We start from the raw sequence: 20,179 nt of genomic DNA on the forward strand, positions 1-20,179 counted from the left end.
GAAGTGGCTCAGGCGGGCGTGGCGCCGGTCCACACCGTCAGCGCGCTGAAGTTGTCGTGGCTGGGCTTGTGGGCCGCGTTGGTCAGCACGGTGGCTTCCAGCACATCGAGCCAGGCTTGCGGCGTGGTGGCGTCGGTCAAGGTCTGCTCCAGCACGGCGTCGTCCACGTACTCCCACAGGCCATCGGTGCACAGCAGGAAGACATCGCCATCCTCGATGGCCACGGCCTGGTCGGGCACGCCCACCTCCAGGTACTCGGCCGGCGTGCCCAGGGCCGATTGCAGTTCGCTGCGCTTGGGGTGGGTGCGCATGTCTTCGGGCTTGATCAGGCCGCCATCGGCCAGGGCCTGCACCAGGCTGTGGTCGCGCGTGCGGGTCTGGATGCGGCCTTGGCGGAACCAGTACACGCGCGAGTCGCCCACGTGGGCCCACAGCGCGGTGTGGTCGATGAAGTCGATGGCCAGCAGGGCCACGGTGGTGTGCATGTTGGCTTGCACGGTGCCGTCGATGCGGTGGTCGAGGATGACGTGGTTGGTGCCGACGACCAGTTCGCGCAGTTGTGGTGAGGTGAGGCCAGGCTGGGCTGCGAAGCTGTTGAGCACGTTCTGCACGGCCAGCTTGGAGGCGATGTCGCCACCACCGTGGCCGCCGGCGCCATCGGCCATCACGCAGCACAGGTGGCGGTCGGAGTTCCAGTGGCCGCAGGCGTCTTCGTTGTAGCTGCGGCCGCCTTGCTTGGAGATGATGGCGATTTCGAGTTCCACGGGCGGGCTTCTTTCAGTCAGTGCTGGCCGTCTTTGAGCTGGTCGATGTGGGCCTCGTAGGCGCGCAGGAACTCGCGGCCGAACAGGTCGTGGAAGTCCTCGGCGGCTTCTTCGGAAATCTGGCCGTACAGCTCCTGGAAGACCTCCCAGAGCTTGGCCTTGCGCGTGGCGGGCAGCAGGCTGTTGATGACCGACTTCTGCGTGAGCTTGCTTTCCAGGATGGCCGGGTCGAAGCGTTTGAGCACGCCTTCGAGCGCGGCTTTCATGCCGGCGACAAAGCCGAACTGGTGGGCGCGCAGGTCGTCATAGGCGTCGCGCATGGCGGGGGCCGGCTGCATGAAGCCGCGTGCGGGCGGGGTCAGCAGGTGCGTCAGCGCCACTTCGACCGAGGGCGAGAACTTCAGCGGGTTGTTCTCGCGCGCGACGATCATGGTGACCTCGGCGCGGATCTCGCGCTTGAGGGCGGCGCGTGCCACCAGCAGGTCGACCGTGCCCTTGGCCGATTCGTGCAGCAACTGACCGATGAGCTTCATCAGCTCGGGCGTGAGCGCGTCGATCTGCAGGCTGGGCACGCCCAGGCCTTCGCGGAAGGCCGCCAGCAGCGCTTGCACGTCGGTGCTGCCGGCCATGGCGGGGCTGGTGGCGGGAGCGCGCGGCGGAGCGGCTGGCATGGGTGGGGTATAAGCCGCGGCGGGTGGCATGGGCGCCGCTGGAGGCTTGCTCGCCGGCCGGATGATGGTGCGGCTCTCGGCGCCACCCGCCTGGTCGCCCCAGGACAGCACGGCGCCTTGCAGAGCCGGGCCGCCGATGGGTGCTGCAGGCACGGCGGGCGGCTTGGCCTGTGGCGCAGCGGGCATCACCACCTTGGGCGCGATGAAGGGCGTGTTGAGTTCCGACACGTTGTCGGCCATGGCGTCTTGGCCGGCCGAGGCCGGGCCGCTCATGAACGAGCGCAGCGGGTCGGTGTTCTGGGCGGTGTTGGGTTTGGACAGCGGGTCCTGGAGGGCCGATCCGGCCAGCGGGTCGCCGCTGCGGTGGCTGGCCGGGCCGAGGCCGAAGAGGTTGTCGAGCGAGTCTTCGGCGGCCGTGGGTCGGATGCCCACGTCGGGGATCAAGGGCGCGGTGGACGTGCTGCCGAGGCCCAGGCCGAAGTCATCGGGCAAGTTGGCGGGGGCGGCGCCCAGGCTGCGGCCCAGGTCGTTCGAAGCCGGGGTGGGGTCGGGCGCGAAGGGATCCCAGTCCAGCGGGATGCCGCCAGCGGGGGCGCTGCTGGGTGCGGGGCTTGGCGCGTGGCTTGGCGAGCCGAACAAGGGGCTGGGCGCCGGACTGGCCCAGGCTGAGCCCGCGCCACCGCTGCTGGCGGGGGCCAGCGATGCGAAGGGGTCCATCGGGGCCGTGTTGGCAAAGGCGGGCGCGCCCGCGGCCATGCCCCCGCCAAAACCCATCAGGTCGGCGAAGGGATCCGCCGGGGCGGCGCCGGCCGATCCCGCGCTGGCTTCCACCGACAGCACATAGCCACCGATCTGAACCTGATCGCCTGCTTTCAACGGTGCCTCGGCGCCATTGCCCAAGGCCCGGCCATTGACCAGCACCGGGTTGCTGCCCCGGTCGACCAGCGCAAAGCCGCCATTGCGAAAAGCGACCTGTGCGTGCACGCGGGAGATGGTTCGCTCAGGATCGGGCAGGACCAATTGGTTGGTCTCGGCCCGGCCGATGGTGCCGCCGAGTTCATCGAAGGTGGCCGACAGGCGCTCGGTGGGGCCGCCGTTGAAGGTGAGGATGGTGAGGGTGATCACGTTTGGCAGCTTATCTCAACACGTAGAACTGTCCATCCACCACGGCCAGCTTGACGGGCCAGGCGTGGGTGGTGCCGGATTCGGTGGGCATGGTGCGAAGGATGGGTTGGCCATCGGGGCGCAGGCAGTCGAGCAGGCGGCCATCGGCCACGGGCCGCAAGACCAGGTCGGCGGCGGTGGGGGGCGTGATGCGCAAGGCCTTGCTGGCCCCCAGTTGCTGCACATGGGCCCGAAAACGCGCCACGTCCACCGCGGGATCGCGCTGGTAGGCCAGGCCCAGCTCTTCGAAACGCAAGCGGGCGGCCGCGATGAAGCCTTCCGGGTCGCTGCGCGTCAGGTCGATGGCCAGGCGTTGCACAAAGGCCAGGGCCTGCATCTTCAAGGCGGGCGTGAGTTCGGGCACGGGGGCGTCGAGCCAGCGCCACCGCGGGAAGGTCACGGGCAGCTCCATGGTCTGGTGCAGCACCAAGGGGGTCTCGAAGACCTCGTGCTCGGCCGGGCCCCAGTCCAGCTGGGCCAAGGTGCGCGCCGAGTTCTCGCTGGCGGGCTGGCCTTGGCGCGGCAACAGCAAGCGCAGCTTGACCCAGGTCTGGCCATCGGCCACGTTGGGCGTGGGCGGCGGCATGGGGCCCACAGGCAGGTTGGTCGGGTGCGGGTTGACGACCAGGCTCAGGCGGTTGCCTCCGGCCAGGGTGTATTCGTGCACCGGCACGCAAGCCACGTGGGTACCGGGCGTGGTGCGCGCGTCGACGCTGGCCACGGGCACGCCATTGAGCACGGCCTCGGCCTGGCAGCCCGCGGCCTCGAGTCGGAGCAGGAGCAAGCGTTCCATCAGCCCAGGCTCCAATCCAGCAAGGTCATGGCGGGCAGCAGCGGCCGGGCCTGCCGCGAGACGCCCAGCACGGGGTCGACGATGGCCAGGGTGGTGGCCACCGGCTCGATCTTCAGCTGCAGGTAGAGCTGCGCGCCGCCCAGGCCGGGCTTGGCGCGCAGGCCGGCCTCGCCGACGATGGCACCCGTGGCCGGCGCCGTGGGGTGCAGGGCGACGTGGTCTGGCGTGACGATGGGGTCCATCTCCAGTTCAAAGGGATAACGCAGCTTGACCACGGTGGGGGCCAGGACCTCGGGCAGCAAGGGCAGGGCGGCGTCACGCTGCACGCGGCACCGCAAGAGAGTGCTGCCTTGCGCGCGCAGCCGCAGGCGGGCCTTGGCACCGGCCAGGCTGAGTTCGCCACTGAGTTGCAACTGCAAGGCGCAGGCCACCATGTCGAGCCAGCCTTCCAGTCGCATCACCGGCGTGTCGGCCAAGCCTTGCGGGCCTTCGCGCCAACCCCAGCTCAGGCCAGCCTGGCCCGCCATCAGCGCAGGGTTCAGGTCGATCTGTGCGGCGGTGGCGCCACTGGTGCGTTCGAAGGCCAGCAGCAACTGGTCGGTGCTGGTCTTGAAGTCATCGTGCAATTGGGCGAAGCCGCGCTGCCAGGCACTGGCGTTTTGCGCGATGCCGTCGCGCTCCAGGCGGCAGGTGGCGGGGGTGGCCGTGTGGCGCAGTTCCAGCAGCCATTGGTCGGCCGGGTAGCTGAGCACGGGCAGGGTCAATTCGCCAAGGGGGGCGCCATGGTCGCGCAGGCCGCAACTGGACACCTGCAAGGTGAAGGGTTGGGGCGCGTCTTCACGGGCAATGCCGGTGACCAGGCCATCGGGTGTGGGCAAGGCTGGTGGCGCATGCACGGGCCAGCTCACGGCACTGGCTTCGTGGCCACGCCATTCCCACAGGCCGTGCTGGCCGGTGAAGGCGACGCGGGGGTGCGTGTGGTCGCCACAGCCACCCAGCGCACGGGCCTTGACCTGCAGGCGCGCCAGGCCGCCTTCGCCAGGGGCGTGGGTCAGCACCGCCAATGGCTTGGTGGGCGCGGCTTGCTGTGGGTCGATGCGCAGGCGCGGCGCGGGCGCGGGGCCGGGCGCGCGTTGCCAGTCCTTGTCGCTCAGGCGGTACTCGTGGCGCCAGGCGGTGTCGATGGTGCCGATGTCGATGGCGTCGAGGTCGCAGTTCAGTCGGCCCACATGGTGGGTGCTGGGCAGCACATCGCCCAGCCGGCCCAGGTCGGCCAGGTCCTTGACCACGCGGGCGTCGGATGCGTCGAAATCAGCGGGGGCCAGGCCTGCAGCGTTGGGGCGCCCGGCGTTGGCGGCGTGCAGTCGTTGCAGTTCATCGAGCGTGCGGCGCACCAGCTGGTGGGGCTTGGTGAACTCGCTGCGCTTGGCATCTTGCAGGATGGCCTGGGCCCAGTCGAAGCCGGGCTTGTCTTCAAAGGCCGGGCCCCACACGAACCAGAGGTTGACGTAGCGGGCCACGCAGGGCCCTTCGGCCAGGCCGTGCTTTTGCGCGTGCTGCACGGCCAGGTCGATGAAGGCGCCGTAACGGTCGCCCAGCCGCTCCAGCATGGCGGGCCATTGCAAGGCGAAATAGGTGGCGACGCGTTGCACGAAGCGTTCGCGCGAGACCTGCGCGAGCAGGTCCATCTGTTGAGGGCTCAGGGACAGCATGGGGCGCTCATCCTGCCAGGGTTCGCGTGTCGGTCATCAACTGGCCGACGCTTTCTCGCCACCAGGTCCAGTCGCGCACGGTGGGCAGGGCGATGGCGGTGATGGGGCCGAAAAACTGCTGCAGTTGCGGCGCCGAGCAACTGGGCAGCAGGGCGCGCAGGATGCGGCGGTCGTACCAGCGCAGGGTGAAACGCTGGCCTTGCGGTGTCTTGGCCTCGTTCAGGTCGCGCAGGTGTTCGCGCAGGGCGCGCAGGCCAAGCGCGCTGACGACGAGCACGCCCCAGTTTTCCATGGTGGCGCTGGCCTCTTGCAGCAGCCAGTCGGTGAAGGGCGATTCAGGCTTCAACTCGACCAGGTAGGGCGCCTTGTCGGCTTCGTCGGGGGGCAGGGCGCCGCGGTGCAGGCAGTCCCAGCCCTTGATGTCGGCCGTGGTCAGTCGGGCGGTCAGGCCGGGCACCTGCGAGGCGTCGATCACCGCATAGACATGGGCATCGGGCTGGGTCCACAAGGTGGCTTTTTGCTGGGGCAAAGAAGACGGGGTGGACAAAAGGCACTCCAAATGGCTGGCCCCCGAGGTTAGCGAAAAAAGCGTCCGTTTTGACGGGGGTTTGCGCAAGAAGCTGGCAGGGTGTTGCTGCATAACGCAAATCATTCGCATTAGAATCGCGCATTTGACGTCTCCCTTCTGGACCGCCCGACATGCGACCCCTGCTCGTACTGCTGCACCGCTGGTTTGGCCTGACCGCGGCGCTTTTCCTGTTCATCGCGGGGGCGACGGGCGCCGTCATTTCCTGGGACCATGAGCTGGACTCGTGGCTCAATCCAGCGTTGTACGAGGCCCGCACCCAGGGCAAGGCCCTGCCCGTGCTGGACCTGGCCGCCAGGATCGAAGCAGCGGACCCGCGCGTGCGCGTCACTTTCATGCCGATGGCGATCGAGCCCGGCCACACCTTCACGGCCTCGGTGTCGCCGCGCCCTGACCCGGCGACGGGCAAGCTCTTCGAGCCTGGCTACAACCAAGTGGCGGTGGACCCGGTCACGGGCGACATCCAGGGCAGGCGCCAGTGGGGCGAGGTGTCCCTCTCGCGCGAGAACCTGCTGCCCTTCTTGTACAAGCTGCACTACAGCATGCACATCCCCGAAGGTTGGGGCATCGATTTCGGCGTGTGGCTGATGGGCCTGATCGCCATCGCCTGGGTCATCGACACGGGCATTGCCCTGTGGATCTCGTTCCCCAACTGGGGCGCTTGGCGGCGGTCATTTGCCATCCGCTGGCGCTCGGGCGGCCACAAGCTCAATTTCGACCTGCACCGTTCGGGCGCCATGTGGGTCTACCTGCTGGTGCTGATGCTGGCCATCACCTCTGTCGGGATGAACCTGGGCGGCCAGGTCATGCGGCCCCTGGTGTCGGTGTTTTCGACCTTGTCTGCCTCGCCCTTCGACAGCCGCGTGCCCCACCCTCCGGAAAAGCCCATCGAGCCCCTGGTGTCCCTGCCCGCCGTGGTGGCCAAGGCGCAGGCCGAGGCCCGCGACCGTGGCTGGACGGCGCCGGCGGGCGGGGTCTTCCTGTCGCCCGAGTTCGGGGTGTGGGGCGTGGGCTTCTTCGAGGTCGGCAACAGCCATGGCGATGGTGGGCTGGGCAATCCCTGGCTCTACTTCGATTCACGCACCGGGGAGCCCGCGGGGGCCACCGTTCCTGGCACGGGCAGCGCGGGCGACATCTTCATGCAGAGCATGTTCCCCTTGCACTCGGGCCGGATCATCGGCCTGCCCGGGCGCATTTTGCTGTCGTTCATGGGCTTGATGATCGCGATGCTGTCGGTCACCGGGGTGTTGATCTGGGCCCGCAAGCGCAAGGCGCGGGTGAAGGCCGGGGCCTGGCTCAGCAGGGCAGGACTTTCAGGGTCTGCTGGGTGATCTGAGCGTGCCTTGGTACAGGTCGTCCATTCAGGCCCCTGTGTTCTGCCGTTTTCCGATGGGGTCGAACGCCACGGTTTGCCGACCGTTCAGAATTTCCCCTGGCATAAGCTGCACCTGCGTGAAAGTGCAGTCCTCGAACAAGGTGTTGATCAGGCAGGTTGTGGAAAGATCCAGCCCTTCCAGGGTGCAACGCTTGAACACCGAGCCGGACCAATCGGCCCGAAACAGGCTTGTGCGATTGAGCCGGCATGCTTCGATGACGCAGTCCAGCAGCTCGCTTTTATTCATCGCGGTGTCCGAGAAGGTGCAGTCCAGGATCTCGTTGCCGATCCAGGTTGCACCTTGCAAACTGCTGCCCAGGCCGAACGATAGTCCGGACAAGCGGCTCATGGCAATGGTGACGCCGTCCAGATTCTGGACGGGGATGTCCGACACCTCGATGTCGCGGAGGTCATTCTCGGGGCTGTCCTGAGGACCTGTTTTTTGCCCGGCCACCAAGGCTTCGAACTCTGGCTTATTCAGTTTTCTCATCTCTGGCACCTAGAAAAAGATGACGTTCTTGGCGAGTCCCACAACGTCCAGTGCATGCTGCAGTTCCGTGACGTGTTCGGCCGACATCTTTGCGGTGTCGACGATGACGTTCTCGCCCGCAGCGACCTCGGCGCTGATCTTCTGGACGGCGGCCGGGGTGTTGTAGCCCTTGGGCGCGTACTGGGAGTTGAAGCCTTTGACGTCCCACTTTTGCCCTGCGGCATCAATGAACTCTGAGGACCCTGTGGGATCCCGGGTGATGGGGCTGGGTAGTTTGCCCTGTTCTTCAAGCTGCAAGCCGACCTCAGCCTCACGCAGGGTCTTGGGCGTGACCTTGCCACCTTGGGCGGGGTCGGTCGCCAGTTCATTCAGGCGGTCAAGCCTGGTCTTCTTAGGGGGAGGAGGCGGTGGCGGTGGTGGTGGTGGTGGTGGTGGTGGTGGTGGTGGTGGCGCCTCCTCCTTTGGTCGATTCGCCAATTTGCTCGGCGACTGCGCCTCCGACACCACCTCCTTGGCCGCCGAGCCCTGCCCCCTGTGCGGCTTGAGCCGCGGGTCGCGCATCAAGGCTTCTGCGTTTTCTTCCACCCAGGCCGCGAAGCGCGGCCCCAGCTTGCTCTTGCGCAACTCGGCGACCAGCTCGCCAATCTTGTTGACGCCTTTCTGGGTCAACCACATGGCGATGCCTTGCAGCACCAGCCGGATCAGGATCGCACCGCTGCGGGCGAAGTCTTTGCCCGCCAGTCGAATCTGCATGCGAGGCTGTGGCGAGTTCGGGGCATCCCAGGCGCGGCGCACGGCCAGCTCCAGCAGGGCGGTGAGTTCGCCCAGGCTGTGCCCTATGGAATAGGCCAGGAAGCCCAGTCCCAACCAGCCCAGCACCGCCAGCCCCAGGTCGAAACCCACGGCGGCACCGCCCACCGCGCCGGGAATGGCGCCCGCCCCACCAAAGAAGGCCCCGACCACGGCACCGATCGCACCGCCCAGTGCCGTGCTGGCCGCCAGCGCGATCAATGCTTGGATCAAGCCTGGGATCAGGGCGTCGAGGAACTGGCTCAATTGGTAGCCGGTCTCCTTGTAGACCTCGCCGGGCATTTCCATCACCCCGATCTCGTAGGCCTCCATCAAGGCCTTGAGGTTGTCGGTGCAGTCGAGTGGCCCCAGCCAGTTGGTCCAGCGGCTCATGGCGGATCAGGACGCCAGAGGGTCCGCGAAGTCCTTGGGCGCGGCCGGGTCGGCTGGCGCGGCGGGCGCCACCGGTTGCGCGCCACTGCCGCCCCCGCCCGAGTTGATGTTGACCAGGGGCGCGCCCACGATGGCCACGCCCGCCGGGCTCAGCACGATGGAGTTGCCGCCGGCCTTGAGCGTGAGCGTGACGCCGGCTTCCAGGGTGACGTTCATGCCGCCCTTGATGTGCACGTCGGTGCCGGCCTTGAAGGACACGCCGGTGCCCGCCTCGCCCGCCAGGTCTTTGGCGGATTTGAGGCTGTACTGGCCGCCCGACTTGATCATCAGGTCGGTGGCCGTTTGCAGGTGCATGTCCCCGCCGACCTTGTGCTTGAAGTCCTTGCCCACCTCCAGTTGGTGGTCGTTGCCGACCTTCTCGGTGAGGTCGTTCTTGATGGTCACGAACTCGTCGTGGCCCACCGAGTGGGACGAGTCGTTCTTGACGTTGCGCAGGAAGTCCTTCTCGGCCTGCAGCCAGACGTGTTCCGAGCCCTTCTTGTCTTCGAAGCGCAGCTCGTTGGAGGTGCTGGCGCTGCCGCCCTTGCTGGACTGGCTCTTGATCGTGCTGACCGTGGCATGGTCGGGCAGCTTGTAGGGCACGGTCTGCTCGGCGTTGTAGACGCGGCCGGTGATGAGCGGCTGGTCCGGATCGCCTTCCAGGAAATCGACCACCACCTCTTGCCCGATGCGGGGGATGTTGATCATCCCCCAGTTCTTGCCCGCCCAGGGCGACGACACGCGCACCCAGCAGGAGCTGTTCTCGTTCTTGGTGCCTTCACGGTCCCAGTGGAACTGGACCTTCACGCGGCCGTATTCGTCCGTGTGGATCTCGTCGCCGCTGGGGCCGACCACGATGGCCGTCTGTGGGCCGGCCACCCGGGTGCGGATGGCGCGTTCGGGTGAGCGGAACACCTCGCGGCTGTCCAGCGCGGTGAACTGGCAGGTGAAGTAGGGTGCCGCGCCGCTTTGGCCTTCGTACTCGCCAAACCCCATCTGGATGCGGGTGGACGTGACGATGTGCTCGCGGTTCTGGTCCTCGCGTGGGAACTCGTTCAAGGTGAATCGGTAGCCCGTGGCCAGGCCGCGCACATTGCCTTCGCCATACACCTGCGCGTGCAGCGACTGGTAGCTTTCGAGGCGCAGGTTGGCGTAGCGTTCGCCATCGGCCTTGACCAGGTGCTTGCCGGGATAGTCGTAGACCTCGCCGGTGGCGTGCGCGTGCGATCGTGAGTGCTCGGCGCTGCCCAGCAAGTTGGTCGACGGTGTGGTGAAGTTGTAGTCGGTCAGCGAGACCTTGCCGGTGCGGATCTCGTGGTTGAACTGCCAGCGCGTGATGGCTTCCAGGTCGATGGCCCCGGACAGGGACTCGCGGTAGACCATGTCGGCATGCTCGGGGTAGGGCGTGTGGGCCGTGTCCTTGTTGGCCAGCACCAGGGTGTGCTTGCCGTCCTTGTGCTCGAAGTAGTAGTAGATGCCTTCTTCTTCCATCAGCCGGCTGACGAAATTGAAGTCGCTTTCGCGGTACTGCACGCAATAGGTGCGGGGTGGATGGCTGCCGGTGAGCTTGTCCGAGAAATCCGAGGAGTACTTTTCGAAAATCACCTTGAGGATGTCGGGCACCGACTTGTTCTGGAAGACCCGGCAGTCGTGGGTGCGCGTCAGCAGCCACAGCCAGGGGCTGACGACCAGTTGGTACTCGAAGAGCCGGCCCACGAAGCCCGTCTGGCCGAAGCGCGTGACGATGCCGCTGAACTCGCGTTCGCCGCCCGTGGGCAGTTCGAGCTTGACGGTGATCGGCTTGCCCAGCAGGTCGTTGACCGCGATGGACTTGTCGTCGGACAGCGCGCTGATGCTGAACTCGAACAGCTGGCCCAGCGACTCGGTGGCCGACATGGAGCGCAGCAGCAGCACGTCCTTGCCCAGGGGCGTGCTGATCTCCATCACACGGGGTATTGCGGGCATGGTGATGTCCTGTGGTTAAGGGTGTTGTGCGGTGAAGAGCCAGCCTTGCACAGGCACGCCGCCTTCGTTGCGAAGGTGAATCGGTTCGGCGGCCATGTTCACGAAGCCGGCTTGGGCCAGTGCCTGCTCGACATGAGCGCGGCGGTGGCTGTAGCGGCCATGGGGATTGAGGTGGTGCTGTTCGCCAGGGTCGCCACCTTCCAGGCTTTCCACGGTGAACACCAGCCAGCCACCCTGGCGCAAGGCGCCAGCGGCCGCCCGTGACACGGCGTCCAGATTGCCAAAGTAGCACAGGGTATCGGCCGACACAATCAGGTCATGGGCTTGGTGTTGTGCCTGCAGGAAGGCGGTCAGTTCGGCCTTGAGCAGTTCGTCGTAGACCTGACGGGGCGCGGCCTTGGCCAGCATCTGCCCCGAGAGGTCGACGCCGACCAGCCTTTGCGCATAAGGCGCGATCAGCGGCCCGCACAAGCCGGTGCCGCAGCCAGCGTCCAGCACCTGCCATTGCTTGGCGGGCGCGCCGCCCAGCCGGGCCACGGCCTCGGCCACGAACTGGGGCGCGCGGTAGGTGAGGGTTTCCAGGTTGGCGTCGAAGCTCTCGGCGAACTCATCGAAGGTGGCTTCGACGTAGGCGTCGTCGGCGCGCTCGGGCACGCTTTCGCCGGTGCAGGCGGCCAGGTAGTGCTTGGGGACGGGGTTGTCGGGTTCATCCCGCAACCATTCGCGGTAGACCTGGGCCGCCTCGTCGAAGCGCTTGAGCGTGTAGTAGGCCACGCCCAGCATCTTGCGGGCATGGTGCTGCTTGGGGTTGAGGATCAGCGCTTCGCAAAAGTGCTGCAGCGATTCCTGCGTCTTGCCTTGCAGCCGGAGCAGGTTGCCCAGGTTGTTGTGGGCTTCAGGGCGCTTGGGGTCCAGGGCCAGGGCCTTGGTGTAGGCGATCTCGGCCTCGTCAAAACGCTCTTGCGCGCGGCGCAGCGCACCCAGGTTGTTCAGGATGGTGGCGTTGCCGGGCGACATCTCGGCCGCCTTCTCGTAGGCATCGGCGGCCTCGGGCAGGCGCTTGGCTTCGAGCAGCACATTGCCCAGGTTGTTGTACCAGTCGGGCACCTTGGGGTCGAGCTCGATGGACCGGCGGATGTGCGTGACGGCCTGTTCGCTGCGGCCCCGCTGGTGGTTCAGCACCCCGAGGAAGTGCACGGCGTTGGCCTGGCGCGGCGTGAGCTTCAGGATGCGCTCGTACATTTGCTGCGCGGCTTCGAGGTGGCCGTTCTGATGCAATTGCATGGCAATCGGCAAGGCGTCCTTCAGGCTGACATGCTGAAGTTTTTTTCCGGGCAAACTCGGGCGATTCTTGGCGGGCATGTCTCATTATGTCGGCAATTATTTCGGAGCTGAGCCATGACAGGACGAATGGATTTTGGATTCACGTTTGGCGCGCCCGGCACGGGCACGTCGGCGCCAGTGAGGCGCGATGGTCCCTTCCGGATCGTGGTGTTGGGCGACTTCAGCGGGCATGGCTTGCGGGGTCTTGTCAATCCCAAACCCTTGGGGCAGCGCACGCCCCAATCGGTGGACATCGACAACCTCGACACGGTGATGCGGCGCATGGCGCCCGCCTTGTCCTTGGCCCTGGATGGCAGCGGGCCCGCGCCCTTGGCCCTGAGCTTTGCCTCGGTGGACGACTTCCACCCGGACCAGTTGCTGCGGCAGTTGCCCGAGCCCGTGTTGGTGGCCGCACCATTGGCCTCGACCGTGGCGCCCGCCGGCGAAAGCGATGCCTCAGCCCTGGAGCGCCTGCTGGGACGCCGGCCCGAGCCGCAGGCACCGGTCAACGCGGGCCTTGATGCGCTGATCCAGCGCATCGTCGCGCCGTCCCTGGCGCCGCAGGTGGACCCGGCCCAGCTGCAATCGAAGGCGGCGCGCGACGAGGCCCGTGGTGCGCAGATGCGCGCGGTGCTGCACCATCCCGCCTTCCAATCATTGGAAGCCGCCTGGCGCGGCGTGCAAGGCCTGGTCCGCAGCCTGGACCTGAACGAAGACCTTCAACTGCATTTGCTGGACGTCAGCCAGGCCGAGCTGCAGGCCGATGCCGCGCAGGGTGATGCGGGGCAAACGCCGCTGGCCCGCAGCCTGATGAAGCAGGGCGATGCCGACGAGCCGCCCACGTGGTCGCTGGTCGTCGGCCTGCAGGCCTTTGGCCCGACGGCGAACGACCTGTCGCTGCTCTCGGCGCTGGGGACCTTGGCCCAAGGCGTGTCGGGCAGCTTCATGGCCTCGGCACACGCTTCGGTGGTCGGGCTCGACTCATTCGGCGCGGTGGGGGACCCGGCCGACTGGCCCGGCATGTCGGCCGAGGCGCAGGCCCGCTGGACAGCCTTCCGGCAAAGTCCGGCGGCCGCATCGGTGCGCCTGGCCGCGCCCCGCGTGCTCTTGCGCCTGCCGCATGGCCAAGCCACCGACGCCATCGATGCCTTCGCCTTCGAAGAAATGGCGCCAGGCTTTGCCCACGAGTCCTGCCTGTGGGGATCGGGCGCGCTGGCCTGTGCCCAATTGGTGGGCCAGTCTTTCATGGCGCAAGGTTGGGCCATGCGACTGGGCGACCACCTCGACGTGGAAGACCTGCCCGCCTATGTGCTGGAGCGCGATGGCGAAAAAACACTGCTGCCCTGCGCCGAGGTCAAGCTGAGCGAGGGCGTGGGCGAACGCCTGCTGGCCCTGGGCCTGATGCCCTTGCTCAGCCACAAACACCGCAACGCGGTGCGGGTCATGGGGCTTCGGGCCATGGCGTGATGCCGGCCTCGGTCACCGTGGCGCCACCCACGATGGGGTTGGCGCAGTCCGGGTCGTGTCGGTGCCAATGGTCCTGCTGCCGCTGGATGGCGACCACGCCGAGCAGCGGCGGCTGATCCTCCAGCCGGTGGTGCAGTTCCTTTTGCGCGCCACACAAGTAGTGGTTGCAAACGTCCGAGCGCATCTCTCGCGGCAAGCCACATCCCCGGTCGGTGTGGTTGATGCACGAGCCCTGCTGGGTCCGGTGGCTGAGCCGGTCCAGGTAGGCCGACAACACGTCGCGTGGGCGCAATTCAGGGCGCAAGGCCATGAAGCGCCGGATGGTGTTCACCGACAGGTAGGCCGAATCGCCGCCCTTGGTGCAGCAGCCGCCCTTGCACAAGGTGCACACTTGCTCTGACAGGCGCGCCGCCGGGCCTTGGTCGGCCGGTGCCAAGTGCTCCGCCAGGTCGGGTGGCGCATCCTGGCTCGACACGGCCTGGGCAATGAGCTGGTTCAGCAGATCCCGGTAGTGGCGGCGTCGACGCTCGGCCAGGTTGCTGCGCCGGCCGGGTCCCAGGGGCAAGGTCAAGGGCAGGAAGCGATCGGGCGGGTGCTGCCCTGGGGCCAGCCTTTCCAGCCGGCTCCACCAGCGGGCGTTCTCCTGGTCCTCGGCCTCGAACTTGGCCTTCAGGCGAAGGTCCTCGGCCTGGGCACGCGCCTTCTGGGCCCGGATGTTGCGGGACCGCCAGAGCAGGTGCTGCTGAAAAGCCGCCGCGCTCATCGAGCCAGCCTGTTCGATGACCATGCGGCAGGGCACCGCGTGGCAAATGGGGTAAGGGCTTGGGGGCGTGGTGGGCGGCCGCTTGAGCACGGTGCCGCAGACCACGCACGCCGTGCTCACTTTTTGGACGAGAGCAACTGGTTGGCCTTGCGGCGGATGCTGGCGTAGAAGCCCGGGTCCGGGAAGGTGCCCTTGTTCTGGCTCAGTCCGGTCAACTGGATCTTCGCGCCGCCAATGCTCTTCCTGGCGATCTTGAGCAAGGGGTCCATCTGTGTCTTCTTCAGCGTCTCGACCTTGTCCATCCAGCCGGGTTGTCCAATGTCGTTGACGAAGAAGTTGGCCACCGCGGACGTGTCCGCGCAGGTGAGCAGGTAGCAGCCCAGGATGGGGCACTCGTCGAAGACGGTCAGGTCGAGCGTCTCAGGCGTGCCCAGGCGTCGGTTGCCGGCGCGCATTTCCTTGATGGCGACGCCCAGCGCGTACAACTCCAGGCCCAGGCTGGCCAGGGCGTTGGCCAGGCCGATGCCCACCGTGGTGGCGGTGCCCATGTCGGCCAGCAGGCCCGCGATCTTGGCGCCCGTGGCCAGGGACTGCTGCGCCAGTTGCACCGAGTGCTTGGCCAGGTCGCGCTGGATGAGCGTTTTCACGGCCTGGGCCGCCGCCAGTGGATCGCCCGAGCGGATGCCCGAGGCGTAATCGTTGAACTTGTAGAGGTTGTGGCCGTCGTCGGCCACGGCCTTGGCCGCCTTGGCCAGCTTGCCGCCACTGACCAGGATGCCCAGCACGGGCACGATCTCGGCGAGGATGTCCTGCAGCACCTGGGCGGTGAGGGCCTCGATCACTTCGTGGATGCCGTCCAGGTCGGCGCACTGCACGATGAATTCTTTCACCGCCTTTTCAACGCCGGGCAGGCCCAGGGCCCCCTTGACCGCCCCGCCGCCACCGCCCCCGCCGCTGCTGGCGGCCTTGGTCGTCCCGCCGGCCAGCTTGCTGCCGGACGAGCGCACGCCCTTGGCCGACTTCATCAGGCTCTTGACGGTGGAGGCTTTGTTGACCGAGCCGAACTGCAGCTTGGTGCCTTGGAAGGTCCGGGCCAGGACCGTGCGGTTGGCCTCGTTCAGGGCGCTGATGCCGATGTCGTGCGCGGACAGTGTGCTGGGTGGAGGCATGGGTACTACCTTGAGGGGGCGGTTTGAAAGACGAAGGGCTGGCTTGTGTGTCAGGGCAAGACGGTGATGGCCCGGTCGGCCAGGTTCACCGAGTACGACTTCTTGTTCTCGCTCTTGGCCAGCAATTGCTGGCCGTCCTTGCTCAGGGCCAGGCTGGTGATGAACACGTCCTGCACATCGGCCTCTTCCTGCGGGTCGTACTGGGTCTGGTAGAGAACCAGCGTCCAGAGCTCTTGGCCCGTGGCGGTGTCGATGGCCGCGATGATGCCGCCGTTCTGCGCAAAGCCACGCGAGCGAGCGCCCTTCAAGGCTTCATAACGGATGCCGCCTGAGGTGACGGGCGCCACTTGAGGCACCCTGCGTTTTGCACTTTCCATGCTTCTCTCCTGACGGCCGCCAGCGCTGGCGGCCTGGGTGGGTGGTTCGCCGGCCTGTGCCTGGGGCGGGCAACTGCAGGCGGTGATGCCGAGCGCGGCCACGGCCAGGCAGGCCGCGTGCCGGATGGCCTTGTTTCCTCGCCGGTTCACACCAGCACCTTGGTGATCGTGCCTTTGCTCAGGGCCCCGACCATGTCGGCGGCGAAGTAAGCCCAGCTGTCGGCGTTCTTCAAGGCCTGTTCCGCGGTGAAGCTGTCGCCCGGCTTGAGGCCATCGTCGTCGTAGCGGATGTCTTCGGTCCGCACCAGCTTGTGCGTCAATTCATGCACGACTGTGAGGGCGCACAGCCACAGCTTGGGGATGCTGCCCAGGGCATTGCGCTTGCCGGCTTTCAGGAACACCTGGAAGATGTAGATGACGGGCATGACGTCGGCGGCGTTGACGGAAGCGTAGACGTTGTCCCAGGTGCCGCTGGCCCGCAGGTGGGGACGGTCCGAGAAGATCACGCGCGATGAGTTGCAGGTGGCGTGGATCTTCTTGAAGCCCTCGGCCAGCGTGGCGGCGGTGGCGGCCACGTTCTCCGCCGAAGCGCCTTCGGCGTGGAACCATCGCTTGACCTTTTCCAGCGTCTTGGCGTCGGGCGACCCCAGCTTGATCTGCACGTCGGCCGACCACTTGCGGGCCAGCTGAAGCGAGTCCGACATCATCTTGCGGTTGCCCGAGCCGAACACTTCGGTGTCGGCCGCCAGCTCCGTCTTCAAATCTGCCTCGTTCTTGCCCGCCAGCTGGTCGTAGGGCCAGGTGGAAAAAGCCTTGGGCGGATCGACCACCCAGATGCTTTGCCCGCCCTTCTTGGCGACCATGTGGAAGTGCTGCATGGTCTTGAGGAGCGCGGCGCGGTCCTGGTAGCCCGCGGCGCTGGTCTTGCTGGCCTTGATGATTTCTTCGGCCATGGCGGTCTTGGCCACGCCCTTGCCCTTGCTGGCTTTCCTCAGCTGGTCGCGCAGGTCGTCCAGCACCTTGGCCTTGCCGGCGTTGGGGCCGTCGTCCTCAAGCAAGGTCTTGAGGTTGGCTTCGATGGCTTTCCAGCTCTCGTCCAGGGCGGGCGCTTTCAGCAGCTCGACGGATTTGTTGTAAACCTCGGTGAAGACGTTCATGGTGTGGCCTTACTTTGGTGTGGCGATGACGTAGGTCTCCAGGGCCTGGGAGAGCGCCGTCAACAGCTTGTTGAACTGGGGGTAGTCGGTGCCGCAAGTGCTGGCCAGGCGCTTCATGTTCGCCTTGCTGGTGGGGAAGCCCGAGCCTTTGTCCAGGAACTTGATGGCGTTGTCGCCACCCGGGTCGGTGCTGGATTTCTTGTAGCGCAGCACGTTGACCGTGCGGCCATCCGCGCCGCCACTGAGGTGGGCGTGCCACTGTTCGCCCGACCCGCCCACGATGGTGAAGCACCAGTTGGTGCCGCCGTAGCCATCTCCACCCGGTTCGCTGATCATGCCCGCGCACTTCACGGACGTCATTGCATCGGTGATGTCGGCATCACCCCAGTTGTACACGTAGCCAGCCATGTCACTCTCCTGTGTTTGTTGAGTTGCTTGGACTTCAGTTGAAGTCGTAGGAAAACTCGCCGTTGGTCACGCCAACGCTCACGCCCTTGATCTCCTGGCCTTCCATCATCCGCGTGAGGAACTCGCGCGAGACATCCGGCAGCATGGTGTTGGTCAGGATCGCGTCGATCATGCGGCCGCCCGATTCGCCCTCGGTGCAGCGCGACACGACCAGCTTGATCACGTCTTCGGTGAAGTTGAAGGGGATCTTGTAGCGGGCCTCGACGCGCTTCTTGATGCGCTTGAGCTGCAGCTTGACGATCTCGCCCAGCATGGCGTCGGACAGCGGGTAGTAGGGGATCGCGACCAGGCGGCCCAGCAGCGCGGGCGGGAAGATCTTGAGCAGCGGCTCGCGCAAGGCCTTGGCCATGCCTTCGGGGTCGGGCATCAGGTCCGGGTCCTTGCACAGGCCGGCGATCAAATCGGTGCCGGCGTTGGTCGTCAGCAGGATCAGGGTGTTCTTGAAGTCGATGAAGCGGCCTTCGCCGTCTTCCATGAAGCCCTTGTCAAACACCTGGAAGAACATCTCGTGCACATCGGGGTGGGCCTTCTCGACCTCATCGAGCAACACCACGCTGTAGGGCTTGCGGCGCACGGCTTCGGTCAGCACGCCGCCTTCGCCATAGCCCACGTAGCCGGGAGGCGCGCCCTTCAGCGTGCTCACGGTGTGGGCCTCTTGGTATTCGCTCATGTTGATGGTGATGATGTTCTGCTCACCGCCATACAGGGCTTCGGCCAGGGCCAACGCGGTTTCGGTCTTGCCGACGCCCGAGGTGCCGGCCAGCATGAACACGCCGATGGGCTTGCTGGGGTTGTCCAGGCCGGCGCGCGACGTTTGAATGCGCTTGGCGATCATCTCCATCGCGTGGTCTTGGCCGATCACGCGTTGGGCCAGCAGCGAGGACACCTTCAGGATCGTTTCGATCTCGTTGCGGGCCATGCGGCCGACGGGGATGCCGGTCCAGTCGCCGACCACGGCGGCCACGGCCTGGTAGTCGACCGTGGGCAGGATCAGCGGGGTCTCGCCTTGCAGCGTGGTCAGCTTGTCCTGCACTTCTTTCAGCTGGGCCAGCAGGGCGGTGCGCTCGGCTTCGGCTTGCTCGGCGCTTTGCACCGGCGCTTCCACGGCCGCCACGGCTTCGGCCGCGGCCTCCAGCGGGCTGCCCGTGCCTTCGACCGGGCGGATGCCGGCGCGCAGCTTGGCGCGCAGGGCCAGCAACTCATCGACCAAAGCGCGTTCGCTGTTCCAGCGCTCTTCGAGGCCGGCCAGGCGCGTGCGCTCGGCGGCCAGGAATTCGGTGGCGTCGGTTTCGCGCTTGCCGATGTCGATGCCGATGGCCTTCTCGCGGGCGATGATGCCCAGCTCGGTTTCCAGGGCCTCGATGCGCTTGCGGCAGTCGTCCACTTCAGCGGGCGTGGCGTGCAGGCTCACGGCCACGCGGGCGCAGGCGGTGTCCAGCAGGCTGACGGATTTGTCGGGCAACTGGCGCGCGGGGATGTAGCGGTGCGAGAGCTTGACGGCGGCTTCCAGTGCTTCGTCCAGGATCTGCACCTTGTGGTGCTTTTCCATGGTCGAGGCCACGCCGCGCATCATCAAAATCGCGCGCTCTTCCGTGGGCTCGTCGACCGTCACGGTCTGGAAGCGGCGGGTCAGCGCGGGGTCCTTCTCGATGTGCTTCTTGTACTCGGCAAACGTGGTCGCGCCGATGGTGCGCAAGGTGCCGCGCGCCAGGGCGGGTTTCAGCAGGTTGGCGGCATCGCCCGTGCCAGCGGCACCGCCGGCACCGACCAGGGTGTGGGTTTCATCCACGAACAGGATGATGGGCTTGGGGCTGGCCTGCACTTCGTCGATCACGGCGCGCAGGCGTTGCTCGAACTCGCCCTTCATGCTGGCGCCGGCTTGCAGCAGGCCCACATCGAGCGAACGCAGTTCCACGTCCTTCAGCGAAGGCGGCACGTCGCCGCGCGCGATGCGTTGTGCGAAGCCTTCGACCACGGCGGTCTTGCCGACCCCGGCCTCGCCCACCAGGATGGGGTTGTTCTGGCGGCGGCGCATCAGGATGTCGACCACTTGGCGGATCTCGTCGTCGCGGCCCACGATGGGGTCCATCTTGCCGCTGCGCGCTTGCTCGGTCAGGTCCACCGTGAACTTCTTCAGGGCCTCTTGCTTGCCCATTTGCGCGGGGGCCAGGGCGCCGCTGGCTTCACCCGGCGCGCCGCCAATGCCGGAGCCATCGCTGGCGCCCAGGCCGTCTTCGGGCGAACCTTCGATGATCTTTTGCAGGTTCTCGCTCAGGTCATCGGGCTTGACCTTTTCGAACTGGCGCGAGATGGCGAACAGCGCGTTGCGCAAGAAGCTGGTCTTGAGCATGCCCAGCAGCAGGTAGCCCGTGCGCACGGCGCTGTCGCCGAACATCAGCGAGCCATACACCCAGCCGCGCTCGACGGCCTGGCTGATGTTGTCCGACAGGTCGGAGATGGCGGTGGCGCCGCGCGGCAGGCGGTCCAGTGCCGTGGTGATGTCCTTGGCCAGCACCGAGGTGTCCAGGCCGTAATGCTTGATGATGCGGTGCCAGTCGCTGTCGGGGTTCTGCACGATCTGCGCGACCCAGTGCTCCAGCTCGACATAAGGATTGCCCCGCAGCTTGCAGAACACGGTGGCGCCTTCGACGGCCTTGTAGCCGGTGCTGTTGAGCTTGCCGAACAAGGTGACGCGGTTGATTTCTCCCATGGTG

At 66.6% G+C, this 20,179-nt stretch carries 17 protein-coding genes; 2 read left to right on the forward strand and 15 right to left on the reverse strand.

The annotated features are described in order from the left end of the window. Nucleotides 1-8: 8 nt before the first annotated feature. Genes ACREB4_RS11275 through ACREB4_RS11295 form a run of 5 tightly spaced genes read right to left on the reverse strand, consistent with a single transcriptional unit; the run spans nucleotide 9 to nucleotide 5,651 of the window. The gene (locus ACREB4_RS11275) at nucleotides 9-764 is read right to left on the reverse strand and encodes a PP2C family protein-serine/threonine phosphatase (RefSeq protein ID WP_431588313.1); all 756 of its coding nucleotides are present in this window, start codon (nucleotides 762-764) and stop codon (nucleotides 9-11) included. 17 nt (nucleotides 765-781) lie between these two features. Then, entirely contained in the window at nucleotides 782-2,560 is a 1,779-nt protein-coding gene (tagH, locus tag ACREB4_RS11280) for a type VI secretion system-associated FHA domain protein TagH (RefSeq protein ID WP_431588314.1), read from the reverse strand. 10 nt (nucleotides 2,561-2,570) lie between these two features. Next, nucleotides 2,571-3,392, reverse strand: coding sequence for a hypothetical protein (locus ACREB4_RS11285; RefSeq protein ID WP_431588315.1), 822 nt, complete (start codon nucleotides 3,390-3,392; stop codon nucleotides 2,571-2,573). Continuing rightward, the gene (locus tag ACREB4_RS11290) at nucleotides 3,392-5,104 is read right to left on the reverse strand and encodes a hypothetical protein (RefSeq protein WP_431588316.1); all 1,713 of its coding nucleotides are present in this window, start codon (nucleotides 5,102-5,104) and stop codon (nucleotides 3,392-3,394) included. Before ACREB4_RS11290 ends, ACREB4_RS11285 begins: the two co-directional genes overlap by 1 nt. A gap of 7 nt (nucleotides 5,105-5,111) precedes the next feature. Next, nucleotides 5,112-5,651, reverse strand: a complete 540-nt coding sequence (locus ACREB4_RS11295; protein ID WP_431588317.1) for a DUF4123 domain-containing protein — start codon at nucleotides 5,649-5,651, stop codon at nucleotides 5,112-5,114. A gap of 152 nt (nucleotides 5,652-5,803) precedes the next feature. On the opposite strand from ACREB4_RS11295, the gene ACREB4_RS11300 reads away from it, so the two are divergent. Continuing rightward, complete coding sequence (locus ACREB4_RS11300; protein ID WP_431588318.1) at nucleotides 5,804-7,021, forward strand: PepSY-associated TM helix domain-containing protein; 1,218 nt, start codon at nucleotides 5,804-5,806, stop codon at nucleotides 7,019-7,021. A 30-nt stretch (nucleotides 7,022-7,051) separates the two neighbouring features. Here ACREB4_RS11300 and ACREB4_RS11305 read toward each other — a convergent pair whose 3' ends face one another. From ACREB4_RS11305 to ACREB4_RS11320, 4 genes are read right to left on the reverse strand one after another with little or no spacing between them, the layout of a single operon-like run. Continuing rightward, entirely contained in the window at nucleotides 7,052-7,555 is a 504-nt protein-coding gene (locus tag ACREB4_RS11305) for a pentapeptide repeat-containing protein (protein WP_431588319.1), read from the reverse strand. 9 nt (nucleotides 7,556-7,564) lie between these two features. Beyond that, complete coding sequence (locus ACREB4_RS11310; RefSeq protein ID WP_431588320.1) at nucleotides 7,565-8,737, reverse strand: DUF6861 domain-containing protein; 1,173 nt, start codon at nucleotides 8,735-8,737, stop codon at nucleotides 7,565-7,567. 6 nt (nucleotides 8,738-8,743) lie between these two features. Continuing rightward, complete coding sequence (locus tag ACREB4_RS11315) at nucleotides 8,744-10,741, reverse strand: type VI secretion system Vgr family protein (protein ID WP_431588321.1); 1,998 nt, start codon at nucleotides 10,739-10,741, stop codon at nucleotides 8,744-8,746. A gap of 15 nt (nucleotides 10,742-10,756) precedes the next feature. After that, nucleotides 10,757-12,103, reverse strand: coding sequence for a tetratricopeptide repeat protein (locus ACREB4_RS11320; protein ID WP_431588322.1), 1,347 nt, complete (start codon nucleotides 12,101-12,103; stop codon nucleotides 10,757-10,759). 48 nt (nucleotides 12,104-12,151) lie between these two features. On the opposite strand from ACREB4_RS11320, the gene ACREB4_RS11325 reads away from it, so the two are divergent. Further along, nucleotides 12,152-13,531: a type VI secretion system contractile sheath domain-containing protein gene (locus ACREB4_RS11325; protein ID WP_431588323.1), complete on the forward strand. Its 1,380-nt coding sequence runs from the start codon at nucleotides 12,152-12,154 to the stop codon at nucleotides 13,529-13,531. On the opposite strand, the gene ACREB4_RS11330 is transcribed toward ACREB4_RS11325, so the two are convergent. The 6 genes from ACREB4_RS11330 to tssH are packed head-to-tail and all read right to left on the reverse strand — an operon-like array spanning nucleotide 13,506 to nucleotide 20,175. Continuing rightward, nucleotides 13,506-14,414, reverse strand: coding sequence for a hypothetical protein (locus ACREB4_RS11330; RefSeq protein WP_431588324.1), 909 nt, complete (start codon nucleotides 14,412-14,414; stop codon nucleotides 13,506-13,508). The genes ACREB4_RS11325 and ACREB4_RS11330 overlap by 26 nt on opposite strands. Further along, nucleotides 14,411-15,463: a hypothetical protein gene (locus ACREB4_RS11335; RefSeq protein ID WP_431588325.1), complete on the reverse strand. Its 1,053-nt coding sequence runs from the start codon at nucleotides 15,461-15,463 to the stop codon at nucleotides 14,411-14,413. Before ACREB4_RS11335 ends, ACREB4_RS11330 begins: the two co-directional genes overlap by 4 nt. Before the next feature lie 50 nt (nucleotides 15,464-15,513). Then, on the reverse strand, nucleotides 15,514-15,990 hold the full coding sequence (locus ACREB4_RS11340; RefSeq protein WP_431588326.1) for a hypothetical protein: 477 nt from the start codon (nucleotides 15,988-15,990) through the stop codon (nucleotides 15,514-15,516). Further along, the gene (locus ACREB4_RS11345; RefSeq protein WP_431588327.1) at nucleotides 15,987-16,997 is read right to left on the reverse strand and encodes a M35 family metallo-endopeptidase; all 1,011 of its coding nucleotides are present in this window, start codon (nucleotides 16,995-16,997) and stop codon (nucleotides 15,987-15,989) included. Before ACREB4_RS11345 ends, ACREB4_RS11340 begins: the two co-directional genes overlap by 4 nt. 9 nt (nucleotides 16,998-17,006) lie before the next feature. Further along, entirely contained in the window at nucleotides 17,007-17,405 is a 399-nt protein-coding gene (locus ACREB4_RS11350) for a hypothetical protein (RefSeq protein WP_431588328.1), read from the reverse strand. Between the two features lie 34 nt (nucleotides 17,406-17,439). Further along, entirely contained in the window at nucleotides 17,440-20,175 is a 2,736-nt protein-coding gene (gene tssH / locus ACREB4_RS11355; RefSeq protein ID WP_431588329.1) for a type VI secretion system ATPase TssH, read from the reverse strand. Between the last annotated feature and the right edge of the window lie 4 nt (nucleotides 20,176-20,179).

Origin of the sequence: Aquabacterium sp. (assembly GCF_050725395.1) — a bacterium.
Classification (GTDB): Bacteria; Pseudomonadota; Gammaproteobacteria; order Burkholderiales; family Burkholderiaceae_C; genus Aquabacterium.